Origin of the sequence: Streptomyces sp. NPDC094448 (genome assembly GCF_044763775.1) — a bacterium.
Taxonomy (GTDB): Bacteria; Actinomycetota; Actinomycetes; order Streptomycetales; family Streptomycetaceae; genus Streptomyces.
This window is the reverse complement of record NZ_JBIWGU010000015.1, coordinates 97,295-109,484: the sequence shown is the minus strand read 5'-3', so window position 1 is coordinate 109,484 and position 12,190 is coordinate 97,295. Positions and strand designations below refer to the sequence as shown.

Here is a 12,190-nt window from a genome sequence, read left to right as displayed (position 1 = left end):
AACCGGGTGCGCTCCCGCTCCCCATGTGGTCATGCACACACTTCGGTGAAGGTCTGTTGTGAGATTCCGACTTTCCCACGGGGAGTTCCTTAGGCCAGGATCGGCGCCATGGAGCTTCTCGGGAGACTGGTGGAGAAGGGGCTGCGGCGCGAGCCGCCGACCCGGGACGAGGCGCTGGCGGTACTGGCGACCTCCGACGACGATGTACTCGACGTGGTGGCCGCGGCGGGCCGGGTACGCCGTCAGTGGTTCGGCCGCCGGGTGAAACTCAACTATCTGGTCAATCTGAAGTCCGGGCTGTGCCCCGAGGACTGCTCGTACTGCTCGCAGCGGCTCGGTTCGACGGCCGGGATCCTCAAGTACACCTGGCTGAAACCGGAGGAGGCGTCGCAGGCGGCGGCCGCGGGGGTCGCGGGCGGCGCCAAGCGCGTCTGTCTGGTGGCCAGCGGCCGCGGTCCGACGGACCGCGACGTCGACCGGGTGTCCCGGACGATCGAAGCCATCAAGGAACAGAACGAGGGCGTCGAGGTGTGCGCCTGCCTCGGACTGCTCTCCGCGGGGCAGGCGGAGAGACTGCGCGGAGCGGGAGCTGACGCGTACAACCACAACCTCAACACGTCGGAGGCGACGTACGGGGAGATCACGACCACCCATACCTACGCGGACCGGGTGGAGACCGTGCAGCAGGCGCAGTCCGCCGGTCTGTCGGCCTGTTCCGGGCTGATCGCGGGAATGGGCGAGACGGACGAGGACCTGGTCGACGTCGTCTTCGCGCTGCGGGACCTCGACCCCGATTCGGTACCGGTGAACTTCCTGATCCCCTTCGAGGGCACTCCGCTGGCGAAGGAGTGGAACCTGACGCCGCAGCGCTGTCTGCGGATCCTCGCCATGGTGCGGTTCGTCTGCCCGGATGTGGAGGTACGGCTCGCGGGCGGCCGCGAGGTCCATCTGCGGACCCTCCAGCCGCTCGCGCTGCACCTGGCCAACTCCATTTTCCTCGGCGACTATCTGACGAGTGAGGGACAGGCCGGCCGGGCCGACCTCGACATGATCGCGGACGCCGGTTTCGAGGTGGAAGGAGCCGGGACGACCACCCTGCCCGCGCACCGGACGGGCGGGGCACCGGACGGCACGCCGGACCAGGGACCGGGCGGGGGACCGGGCTGCGGATCGCACCCGGCCGCGGGCGGGACCGCGGGATCCGTCTGCGGCCCGGCCGCGGAGCCCGGTTGCGGCTCGGGCTCAGGTTGCGGTCATGCCACCGGTCCCGGCTGCGGTTCCGTCGCAACGACCGGAACGAGCGGGGCGGGCGCGGAGCCGGCGGCTCCGGGAGCCGGGCCACGACCCGATCTGGTGACGGTACGCCGCCGGGGCGCGGGCACCGAGGTGGCGCCCAATGCCTGAGCTGCCGGTCCCGGAGCTGCTCGCGCTCGACCGGGCGCACGTCTGGCATCCGTACGCCCCGATGCCCGGCCGCACCGACCCGCTGGTCGTCGCTTCCGCTTCGGGGGTACGGCTGCGGCTGGCCGAACCGGCGCACGGCCGGCACGAACTCATCGACGGCATGTCGTCCTGGTGGTCCGCGCTGCACGGCTACAACCACCCGGTGCTCAACGAGGCCGCGCGCGGCCAGCTCGACCGGATGAGCCATGTGATGTTCGGCGGGCTCACCCACGAGCCCGCCGTACGGCTGGCGGCCCGGCTCGTGGAGATCACCCCCGAGCCGCTGCGCCATGTCTTCTTCAGCGACTCGGGCTCCGTGTCCGTCGAGGTCGCGGTGAAGATGTGCCTCCAGTACTGGCGTTCGGCCGGGCGCCCCGCCAAACAGCGGCTGCTGACCTGGCGCGGCGGCTACCACGGCGATACCTGGCAGCCGATGTCGGTATGCGATCCCGACGGCGGGATGCACCAGCTCTGGTCGGGCGTACTGCCGGAGCAGATATTCGCCGACGCGCCCCCCGCCGGGTACGACGCCTACGACGAGACGTACGCGGACCATCTGCGGGACATGGTGGCCCGGCACGCCGACGAGACGGCGGCGGTCATCGTGGAACCGGTGGTGCAGAACGCGGGCGGGATGCGTTTCCACTCACCCGCCTACCTCCGGGTCCTGCGGGAGGCCTGCGACGAGCACGGGGTGCTGCTGGTCTTCGACGAGATCGCCACCGGCTTCGGCCGCACCGGAACGCTCTTCGGGGCCGGTCACGCGGGCGTATCGCCCGATGTGATGTGTCTGGGCAAGGCGCTCACCGGCGGCTATCTCTCGATGGCCGCGACGCTGTGCACCCCGGAGGTCGCCGAGGGGATCTCCCGCGGCGAGTTCCCCGTACTGGCGCACGGGCCCACGTTCATGGCCAATCCGCTGGCCGCGGCGGTCGCGCACGCCTCGATCGGCCTGCTGCTGGACCAGGACTGGGCGTTCGAGGTCAAACGCATCGAGACCGGCCTGCGGGAGGGTCTGGCGCCCGCCGCGGAGCTGCCGGGGGTCACCGGCGTCCGGGTGCTCGGCGCGATCGGGGTCGTCCAGCTCGACCATCCGGTGGAGATGGCGGCCGCCACGGCCGCGGCGGTCCGCGCGGGCGTGTGGCTGCGGCCGTTCCGGGATCTGGTGTACGTGATGCCGCCGTTCGTGACGGGCGACGAGGATCTGGGCACGCTGTGCGAAGCGGTCCTCGCGGCCGCCGCCGCGGGATGAGGCGGACATGGGCAGGGAGAACGGTATGACGCCGGGAGTGGTGATCGTCTCCGGGACGGGCACCGAGATCGGGAAGACCGTGGTCACGGCCGCGGTCGCCGCGCTGGCCCGGGCCCGGGAGGTGAGCGTCGCGGTGGTGAAACCCGCCCAGACGGGTGTCGGACCTGATGAACCGGGTGATATCGGCGAGGTCGCGCGGCTCGCGGGCCCGGTGCGCGGGATCGAGCTGGCGCGCTATCCCGAGCCACTGGCTCCGGCGACGGCGGCGCGGCGCGCCGGAGCACCGGCCGTACGGCCCCGGGACACGGCGGACGCGGTGGCGAAGGCCGCCGTGGAACACGGTCTGGTGCTGGTGGAAGGTGCGGGCGGGCTGCTCGTCCGGTTCGACGACGACGGGGGCACGCTCGCGGATGCGGCCGCGCGGCTGGACGCCCCCGTGCTCCTCGTCGCGCCTGCCGGGCTCGGCACCCTGAACGGCGTGGCGCTGACGGCCGAGGTGCTGCGCGCCCGCGGGGTCGGCCTGCTCGGTGTGGTCGTCGGGAGCTGGCCCGCCTGCCCGGATCTGGCGGCCCGCTGCAATCTGACGGACCTGCCGGTGGTCGCGGGCGCGCCGCTGCTCGGCGCGGTTCCCGAGGGCGCGGGCGGTCTGTCCCCCATGGTCTTCCGGCAGCGGGCGGCGGACTGGCTGGCGCCGGAACTGGGCGGGCGCTGGGACGCGGCGGCCTTCACCGCCGCCGCGGGGTGACGCCGGTTCCGGAAGGAGTGCCGGGGCGTACGGTCCCGGGGGACGCGCCCCGGTGCGTCCCCTTGCGCCCCGCGCACTCCGCTCCGTTCCCCGTACGGCAGGGTGCGTCCGGGGCGGCAGGGGGAGAATGGGCGTGACGTATTCCGCCGGAGGAGGTTCTTGATGCCCCTGCGCAGAACGACCGCTCCGCCCCGGGACGCCGGCGTCGATCATCCGCTCTTCTCCCGTTTCTATGTGCGCGTCGCCGGCCGGCTCGACACCCGGGGCGGTCTTGCGGCCCATCGGCGGGAGCTGCTGGACGGGCTCTCCGGCCGGGTCGTCGAGGTCGGCGCCGGCAACGGTCTGAACTTCGCCCACTATCCGCGGGCCGTCTCCGAGGTCGTGGCCGTCGAACCGGAACGCGTCCTGCGGGCTGCGGCGCTGGAAGCCGCGCGGCGGGCCGGGGTGCCGGTGGACGTGGTCCCGGGCACGGCGGAGGCGCTGCCGGTGAAGTCGGAGGCGTTCGACGCCGCGGTGGTGTCGCTGGTGCTCTGCTCCGTACGGGATGTGCCACGGGCCCTCGCGGAGCTGCGGCGGGTGCTGCGGCCCGGGGGCGAGCTGCGGTTCTTCGAGCACGGACGGGCCGGGTCCGCGGGGAGGTTCCGGGTGCAGCGGGCGCTGGACGCGACGGTGTGGCCCCGGCTGTTCGGGAACTGCCATACGGCCCGCGATCCGCTCGCGGAGCTGTCGGCGGCCGGGTTCGAGCTCGGCGCGTACCGCCGGCTGACGGTCCCCGACGGCGGCCCGGCGATCCCGATGTCGCCGTTTGTGCTGGGCGTGGCCCGCCGTCCCTTCCCGCCCCCGGAGGACGCGCCGCCCGGCGGCTCGGTGCCGCGGCACTGAGGGCCCTTCGCGGCACGGAAAACGCCTGGCCTCCGCCGGTCCGCCGTGCTTGGGTCGGACCATGAGCGACCTGCGCATCCGCACCCGTACCGCCCGCGCCGACGAGGCCGGGGCCGTCCTCTCCTTCTGGAAGGAGGCGGCGGAGGGAACGAGTATCACCGACGACACCGACGGTGTCGTCGCACTGATCACCCGCGACCCCGATGCGCTGATCCTCGCCGAGACCGACGACGGCGAGCTGGTGGGTTCGGTGATCGCCGGTTACGACGGCTGGCGCTGCTCCCTCTACCGGCTCGCGGTGCTGCCCGCGTACCGCAGGCGGGGGATCGCGTCGGTGCTGCTCGCGGCGGCCGAGCGGCGGTTCGACGCCGTCGGCGGGCGGCGCGGGGACGCGATGGTGCTGGAGAGCAACGAACCCGCCCACCGGGCGTGGGCGGCCGCCGGCTACCACCGCGAGGACCGCTGGCGGCGCTGGGTCAAGCCGCTCGACCGGAGCACCGTCTGAGACCCGCACCGCCCGCCGTACGGCCCCGGGGAGTCCGCCCCGGGGCCGTCTCCGTCCCGTCACCCCGCTGCGGACGGTCACTCTCGGGGGCGACGGACGCAAGGCGCCACAGCGCATCACCGCCCGCGCGGGAGCGCCCCTCCCCCCGCTCGGGGGCCCCGGTCCCCCGAGCGGGGGGAAGCTCCGGGATGACACCATGGTTATGGATTGGTGCCGCTTCCCCGCGGTGCCCGGTCCGCCCCGTCCCCCCGTCTCCTTCGCCGGGGCACCGAGGGCCCCCGTAGAGGACTTTGCCGACCCTTTACGATGGGGGGACCCATCTGTCGTCACCGAGGAAAGGTGTGAGCGTCCGTCCATGGACGAGCCTCCCAGTAGCAGACATCAATTCCGCCTCCCGCCCCGATCGCGCCGTGGGACGGAGGTGGCCCGATGACCGAGGTGCTCCTCCTCTTCGTGGCGCTTCTGCTCTCCCTCGCGTGCGGTGTCTTCGTCGCGGCGGAGTTCTCTCTGACCACCGTCGAGCGCGCCGATCTCGAAGCGGCAGCGGCCCGCGGTGAGCGCGGGGCCGCCAGCGCCCTGAAGGCCGTCCGCGGCCTCACCTTCCAGCTCTCCGGCGCCCAGCTCGGCATCACCGTCACCAACCTGATCGTCGGCATGCTCTCCGAACCGTCGATCGCCAAGCTGATCCGCGGCCCGATGGAGGACCTGGGCCTGTCGCCGACGGCGGCGTCCTCCGTGGCACTCGTCCTCGGTACGGCCATGTCCACGGTCGTCCTGATGGTCGTCGGCGAGCTGGTCCCGAAGAACTGGGCGATCTCTTCGCCACTCGCGGTGGCCAAGGTCGCAGCCCCCCTCCAGCGGCTGTTCACCGCCGCCTTCAAGCCGCTGATCAGCCATCTCAACAACACCGCCAACCGCATCCTGCGCCGGCTCGGCATGGAGCCGACCGAGGAGCTGGCCTCCGCGCGCAGCCCGCAGGAGCTGGTGGCGCTCGCCCGCCACTCGGCGAAGGAGGGTGCGCTGGAGGCCGATACGGCCGAGCTGTTCGTACGGACCCTGAATCTGGCCGAGCTGACCGCGGAGAACGTGATGACCCCGCGGGTCCAGGTCACCGCGCTGGAGGTGCAGGCGACGGCCGAGGACGTGGCCAACGCCACCCGGGCGACCGGACTGTCCCGCTTCCCGGTCTACCGGGGCAACCTGGACACGGTCGTCGGTATCGCGCATATCAAGGACGTCCTGGCGATCCCGGCCGCCGACCGGCCGCGCACCGGCGTCTCCGAGGTGCTGCGCGAACCCCTGCTGGTCCCCGAGACGCTGACCGTGGACCGGCTCCTCGACCGGCTCGGCGGCCGCTCCACGATGGCCGTGGTCATCGACGAGTACGGCGGTACGGCCGGTGTGGCGACGATGGAGGACATCGTCGAGGAGGTCGTCGGCGAGGTACGCGACGAGCACGATCCGCAGGAGACCCCCGACCTGGCGGCCGCCGGGCTCGACGCCGACGGCCGCGCCCTGTGGTCGGCGGACGGCGCCGCCCGCACCGACCAGCTCGAACGGGTCGGCCTGAAGGTGCCGGACGGCCCGTACGAGACACTGGCCGGTCTGATCGCCACCGAACTGGGCCGGATCCCGGTCGAGGGCGACCGGATGGACATCCGGGGCTGGCGCCTCGACGTGGTCGACGCTTCGGGCCGGCGGGCCGCGCGGGTCCTGCTGCATGCACCGCTGCCGTCGGAGACCGAGGAGGCCGAAGGCCCCCAGGAACGGACCGGAACGGCGGAGAAGACCGCGAAGTCCGGGAAGACAGGCGATACCGGAGCCGACAGCCGTTCGCGCCGTGACGCCGGGGAGGCCGGACGATGACCGCCATCCAGTTGCTCATCGGTCTGGCGACCCTGGTCGTCAACGCCTTCTTCGTGGGTGCCGAGTTCGCCATGATCTCGGTACGCCGCAGTCAGATCGAACCCGAGGCGGAAGCGGGCAACCGCCGCGCCAAAAGCGTTCTGTGGGGACTGGAGCACGTATCGGCGCTGCTGGCCACGGCCCAGCTCGGCATCACGCTCTGCACCCTGGTCCTCGGTATCGTCGCCGAGCCCGCGATCGAGCACCTGCTGTCGCCGGTCCTCCACTCGATGGGCGTGCCGGAGGGTCTGATCCACCCGATCTCGTTCGTGATCGCCCTGTCGCTCGCGACGTATCTGCACATGCTCCTCGGCGAGATGGTGCCGAAGAACATCGCCCTGGCCGAACCGACCCGCAGCGCGCTGATCCTCGGCCCGCCGCTGGTCGCGGTGGCCCGGGCGCTGCGACCGGTGATCTTCACGATCAACGCCTTCGCCAACACCCTGCTGCGGCTGCTGAAGGTGGAGACGAAGGACGAGGTCGCGGCGACCTTCTCGGACGACGAGCTGGCCCGTATGGTCAACGACTCCGGCGACGCCGGACTGCTCGACGACCGGGCCGCCGAACGCCTGCGGGACGCCCTGGAGCTGGGCCGGCGCCCGGTCCGGGACGTGGTGATGCCCGCGGAGCGGGTGGTGTACGCACAGGCCGGGACCACTCCGGAGCAGCTGGAGCTGCTGTCGGCGCAGTCCGGGTACTCCCGCTTCCCGGTGATCGACGCGGGCCGCAGCATCCTCGGCTACCTCCATGTGAAGGACGCCCTGGACGCGGTGCCGCGCGATGTGCCGTTCCCGGCGACGGCCATGCGGCCGATCGCCCGGGTCCGGGCGGCGATGCCGCTGGACGACGTGCTGACGGCGATGCAGCGCAGCGGTACGCATCTGGCCGCCGTGCAGAACGACGACGGTGCGCCGGAGGGCCTGGTGACCATGGAGGACGTGCTGCGCGAGCTGGTGGGCCGCACGGACTGACGCCGGGCCTCGGGGCCCGTTCCCGGACCCGCACCCGAGCGGCCCGTCCCGTACTCCCTCCGGAGACACGGGGCGGGCCGCCGCCGTGTGCGCCCGGTACCTACCGGAGGGTAGGATCTTGCGGCCATGGAGACGAATCCGGACTGCACAAGCCTGGTCGCGGTGGGCGACTCCTTCACCGAAGGCATGTCGGACCTGCTGCCCGACGGTTCGTACCGCGGCTGGGCCGATCTGCTGGCCGCCCGGCTCGCCACCCGCTCCCCCGGTTTCCGGTACGCCAATCTCGCGGTGCGCGGCAAACTCCTGGGCCAGATCGTCCAGGAGCAGGTCGGCCCCGCCGCCGCGATGCGCGCGGACGTGGTGACCTTCGTCGGCGGGCTCAACGACGTACTGCGCCCCCGGATCGACATGGGCCGGGTCCACGCCCTGCTGGAGGAGGCGGTGGAGACCCTGGCCCCCTCCTGCCGGCAGCTGGTCCTGATGCACAGCCCCGGCCGGTACGGCCCGCTGCTGGATGCGGGCCGCCCGCGGATGGAGGAGCTGTACGCCCGGTTGGACGCGCTGGCCGCCCGCCACGGCGCGCTCGTGGTGGATCTGTACGGCGCCCCGGTGCTCGGGGACCCCCGGCTGTGGGACGCCGACCGGCTGCATCTGACGTCCGAAGGCCACCGGAGGGTCGCCGAGGCGGTCTGGCAGGTCCTCGGGCTGCCCGCGGAGGACGACTGGCAGGCACCGCTGCCGGCCGTGGACCCGGCCCGGTGGGGCGCCCGGCGGGCAGCGGACCTGCGCTTCGCCCGGCGCCATCTGGCACCGTGGGTCGGCCGCCGGCTGACCGGCCGCTCCTCCGGCGACGGCCGCCCCGCCAAACGCCCCGAGCTGCTTCCTTACGACCCCGGGAGCCGGACGCCCTGACCCGGCCCGGCGGACCCGGCCCGGCGGACCCGGTGCGGGTGCCCGGAACGCCGCGATATGCCCGCCGCATCACGGACCGCCGCACTGGCCTGCGCGGATCGCCAGTAGAATCAGGCCACGTGACTGCTCTGTCTGCGAAGCCCCGCATCCCCAATGTCCTGGCCGGCCGCTACGCCTCCACCGAACTGGCCGCCCTGTGGTCCCCCGAGCAGAAGGTGAAGCTGGAGCGGCAGCTCTGGCTCGCGGTCCTGCGCGCCCAGCGGGATCTCGGCATCGACGTCCCCGAATCCGCCGTCGCCGACTACGAGCGGGTCCTCGACCGGGTCGACCTGGGGTCGATCGCCGAACGCGAACGGATCACCCGCCACGATGTGAAGGCGCGCATCGAGGAGTTCAACGCCCTCGCGGGCCATGAGCAGATCCACAAGGGCATGACCTCCCGGGATCTCACGGAGAACGTGGAGCAGCTTCAGATCCGGCTCTCCCTGGAGCTGGTGCGGGACCGCACGGTCGCCGTACTGGCCCGGCTCGGGAAGCTGGCCGGGGAGCACGCCGAGCTGGTGATGGCGGGCCGCTCGCACAATGTCGCCGCGCAGGCGACGACGCTCGGGAAGCGGTTCGCGACCGCCGCCGACGAGCTGCTGGTGGCCTTCGGGCGGCTGGAGCAGCTGATCGCCCGCTATCCGCTGCGCGGGATCAAGGGCCCGGTCGGCACCGCCCAGGACATGCTGGACCTGCTCGGCGGCGAGGAGGAGAAGCTCGCGGAGCTGGAGCAGCGGGTCGCCGGTCATCTGGGCTTCGCGCGGGCGTTCACCTCGGTGGGGCAGGTCTACCCCCGCTCCCTGGACTACGACGTGGTCACGGCGCTCGTCCAGATCGCCGCCGGGCCGTCGTCGCTGGCGAAGACGGTCCGGCTGATGGCCGGGCACGAGCTGGTCACCGAGGGCTTCAAGCCCGGCCAGGTCGGTTCCTCGGCGATGCCGCACAAGATGAACACCCGCTCCTGCGAGCGCGTCAACGGGCTGATGGTCATCCTGCGGGGCTACGCCTCGATGACCGGCGAGCTGGCGGGCGACCAGTGGAACGAGGGCGACGTCTCCTGCTCGGTGGTGCGCCGGGTCGCCCTGCCGGACGCCTTCTTCGCCCTCGACGGCCTGCTGGAGACCTTCCTGACGGTCCTGGACGAGTTCGGTGCCTTCCCGGCCGTGATCGCCCGTGAGCTGGACCGCTATCTGCCGTTCCTGGCCACCACGAAGGTGCTGATGGGTGCGGTACGCGCCGGGGTGGGCCGGGAGGAGGCGCACGAGGTCATCAAGGAGCACGCGGTGGCGTCGGCGCTGGCGATGCGGGAGCAGGGCGCCGAGCGGAACGAGCTGCTGGACCGGCTGGCGGCGGACGAGCGGATTCCGCTGGACCGTGCTGCGCTGGACGCGCTGATGGCGGACCGGCTGTCGTTCACGGGCGCGGCAGCCGCGCAGGTGGCGGAGGTGGCCGCCCGGGTCGAGGACGTCGTCAAGCGGTACCCGGACGCCGCCGGCTACGCGCCCGGCGCGATTCTCTGACGTCCGCCGGTGTCCGTGCCGCTGCCGTCGCCCGAGGAGCTGAGGGCCGCCCGTGACGGGCTCGTCGACGATGTCGTCGCGCCGGGGCTGTCCGTACTGTTCTGCGGAATCAACCCGAGTCTGATGTCGGCGGTGACCGGACACCACTTCGCCCGCCCCGGGAACCGGTTCTGGCCGGTGCTCCGGCTGTCGGGTTTCACTCCCCGGCAGCTGGCACCGGCGGAACAGCACCGGCTGCTTTCGTACGGTCTGGGGATCACCAATGTCGTGGCGCGGGCGACGGCCCGCGCCGACGAGATCGACGCGGCGGAACTCCGCGAGGGCGGGCGGCTGCTGCGGGCCAAGGTGGCGCGGCTGCGGCCGCACTGGCTGGCGGTCGTCGGGATCACCGCGTACCGCACGGCCTTCGCCGAGCCGAAGGCCCGGATCGGCCCGCAGGAGCGGATGCTCGGCGGGACGGGGATCTGGGTGCTGCCCAATCCGAGCGGGCTGAACGCGCACTGGAGCGCGGGGAGCATGGCCGAGGAGTACGGGCGGCTCCGGGCGGCGGCCCTTGAGGAGCCGGGCCGGAGGGAGCCGTGACGGAGCGGCCGGACCGGTCCGGGGCGGGGCGGCCGCTCCGGACCGGGCGCAAGGGCCGTGCGACGGGGACGGCCAACGAGTACCATCCGGCAGACAACACGCCCGGGCTGCACCAGCCGGGGCTGGAAGGACACACGGTGGGGCGGCTGACCGGCGGAGATCCGTCCTTGCTGCGGCGGATCAACTCCGCGGTGGTACTCCACGCGCTCCGGGGCGCGGGTTCGCCCACGCTCACGGACCTGACCCGGGTGACGGGTCTGTCCCGGCCCACGGTCGAGGGCGTGATCGAAGGACTCATCGAGGCGGGCCTGGTCGCCGAGAGCGTGCCCGAGGAGGGCGGGACCCGGCGGCAGGGCCGGCCGGCCCGGCGGTTCCGGTTCCGGGTCGAGGCGGGCCATCTGCTCGGTATCGAGATCGGGCCGCACCGGGTGGCCGCCCTGGTCTCCGGGCTCGACGGACGGATCATCGGTGCGGCGTCGCGCGATGTTTCGGACACCGCGTCCGCGGACGACCGGCTGGACCGGGTCCGGGTCGTGACCGCCGATGTGCTGCGGCGTACCGGGGTCTCCCGTTCCAATCTGCGGGCGGTCGGGGTGGCCTGCCCCGGGATCGTCGAGACCGACGGAACGGTTCGCCTGGGGGTCGCGCTGCCGGGCTGGACGGGGCTGGCGCTGGGCCAGCGCATCCAGCGTTCGTTCCGCTGCCCGGTCCTGGTGGAGAACGACGCGAACGCGGCCGTCGTCGCCGAACACTGGAAGGGCGTCGCGAAGGACTGCGACGACGTGGTGTTCGTCCTCGCGGGGCTGAGCCCGGGGGCCGGTTCGCTGATCAACGGACGGCTGCACCGCGGCTTCGGCGGGGCCGCCGGGGAGATCGGGGCGCTGCATCTGCTCGGCCGGCAACTGCGGCCGGAGAAGCTGCTGTCGCGGACGGACGAGCCGCTGCACCCGCTGGACGAACAGGCCGTCACCGAGGTGTTCGCGCTGGCCAAGAAGGGTGATGTCCGGGCCCAGGCCGCCGTCGACCGCTATGTCCAGCGACTGGTCCACGATGTGGCGGCGCTGGCGCTGGCGCTCGACCCGGAGCTGGTGGTGATCGGCGGCTGGGCGGCCGGCCTCGACGGCGTACTGGAGCCGCTGCGCAACGAGTTGTCGCGGTACTGCCTGCGCCCGCCGAGGGTGGTGCTCTCGCTGCTGCGGGAGGCCGCGGTGGCCACCGGGGCGCTGCGGATAGCACTCGACCACGCCGAGGAGGAGCTGTTCGCGGTGGAGGGGACGGCGGCGCGCGACTGAGCGGCGCCAAGACCGGTTCGGTGAGCGGACAGGGGTCCGGTACGGGCTCCGCCGGGGCGGGCGTCCTTCCGCCATGGACCGCCGGGGGCTGCGGTGCAGAGGCGGAAAAGGTCGCGGACCGGGCCGCCGGTCGGTCCGG

Annotated in this window: 11 protein-coding genes; all 11 read left to right on the top strand. The window is 73.0% G+C overall.

The annotated features are described in order from the left end of the window. Nucleotides 1-108: 108 nt before the first annotated feature. The 11 genes from bioB to ACIQ9E_RS26395 all read left to right on the top strand — a co-directional run bounded on the left by bioB (nucleotide 109) and on the right by ACIQ9E_RS26395 (nucleotide 12,051). The gene (gene bioB / locus ACIQ9E_RS26445) at nucleotides 109-1,404 is read left to right on the top strand and encodes a biotin synthase BioB (protein WP_403711109.1); all 1,296 of its coding nucleotides are present in this window, start codon (nucleotides 109-111) and stop codon (nucleotides 1,402-1,404) included. Further along, nucleotides 1,397-2,695 (top strand): adenosylmethionine--8-amino-7-oxononanoate transaminase, encoded by a 1,299-nt coding sequence (locus tag ACIQ9E_RS26440; RefSeq protein WP_403711107.1) that lies wholly within the window; start codon nucleotides 1,397-1,399, stop codon nucleotides 2,693-2,695. Before bioB ends, ACIQ9E_RS26440 begins: the two co-directional genes overlap by 8 nt. 7 nt (nucleotides 2,696-2,702) lie before the next feature. After that, complete coding sequence (gene bioD, locus ACIQ9E_RS26435; RefSeq protein ID WP_403711105.1) at nucleotides 2,703-3,440, top strand: dethiobiotin synthase; 738 nt, start codon at nucleotides 2,703-2,705, stop codon at nucleotides 3,438-3,440. Between the two features lie 162 nt (nucleotides 3,441-3,602). Next, nucleotides 3,603-4,322, top strand: coding sequence for a class I SAM-dependent methyltransferase (locus ACIQ9E_RS26430; RefSeq protein WP_403711103.1), 720 nt, complete (start codon nucleotides 3,603-3,605; stop codon nucleotides 4,320-4,322). Nucleotides 4,323-4,383: 61 nt separating this feature from the next. Next, a complete protein-coding gene (locus tag ACIQ9E_RS26425; RefSeq protein ID WP_403711101.1) occupies nucleotides 4,384-4,827 on the top strand; it encodes a GNAT family N-acetyltransferase in 444 nt (147 codons plus the stop codon). A 429-nt stretch (nucleotides 4,828-5,256) separates the two neighbouring features. Beyond that, nucleotides 5,257-6,693, top strand: coding sequence for a hemolysin family protein (locus ACIQ9E_RS26420; RefSeq protein ID WP_403711099.1), 1,437 nt, complete (start codon nucleotides 5,257-5,259; stop codon nucleotides 6,691-6,693). Further along, nucleotides 6,690-7,703 (top strand): hemolysin family protein, encoded by a 1,014-nt coding sequence (locus ACIQ9E_RS26415; RefSeq protein ID WP_403711097.1) that lies wholly within the window; start codon nucleotides 6,690-6,692, stop codon nucleotides 7,701-7,703. Before ACIQ9E_RS26420 ends, ACIQ9E_RS26415 begins: the two co-directional genes overlap by 4 nt. 126 nt (nucleotides 7,704-7,829) lie before the next feature. Next, nucleotides 7,830-8,615, top strand: a complete 786-nt coding sequence (locus ACIQ9E_RS26410; RefSeq protein WP_403711095.1) for an SGNH/GDSL hydrolase family protein — start codon at nucleotides 7,830-7,832, stop codon at nucleotides 8,613-8,615. A 119-nt stretch (nucleotides 8,616-8,734) separates the two neighbouring features. Next, complete coding sequence (gene purB, locus ACIQ9E_RS26405) at nucleotides 8,735-10,177, top strand: adenylosuccinate lyase (protein WP_403711093.1); 1,443 nt, start codon at nucleotides 8,735-8,737, stop codon at nucleotides 10,175-10,177. A gap of 9 nt (nucleotides 10,178-10,186) precedes the next feature. Then, a complete protein-coding gene (mug, locus tag ACIQ9E_RS26400; protein WP_403711091.1) occupies nucleotides 10,187-10,759 on the top strand; it encodes a G/U mismatch-specific DNA glycosylase in 573 nt (190 codons plus the stop codon). 137 nt (nucleotides 10,760-10,896) lie between these two features. Further along, the gene (locus tag ACIQ9E_RS26395; RefSeq protein ID WP_403711259.1) at nucleotides 10,897-12,051 is read left to right on the top strand and encodes an ROK family transcriptional regulator; all 1,155 of its coding nucleotides are present in this window, start codon (nucleotides 10,897-10,899) and stop codon (nucleotides 12,049-12,051) included. Nucleotides 12,052-12,190: the final 139 nt, after the last annotated feature.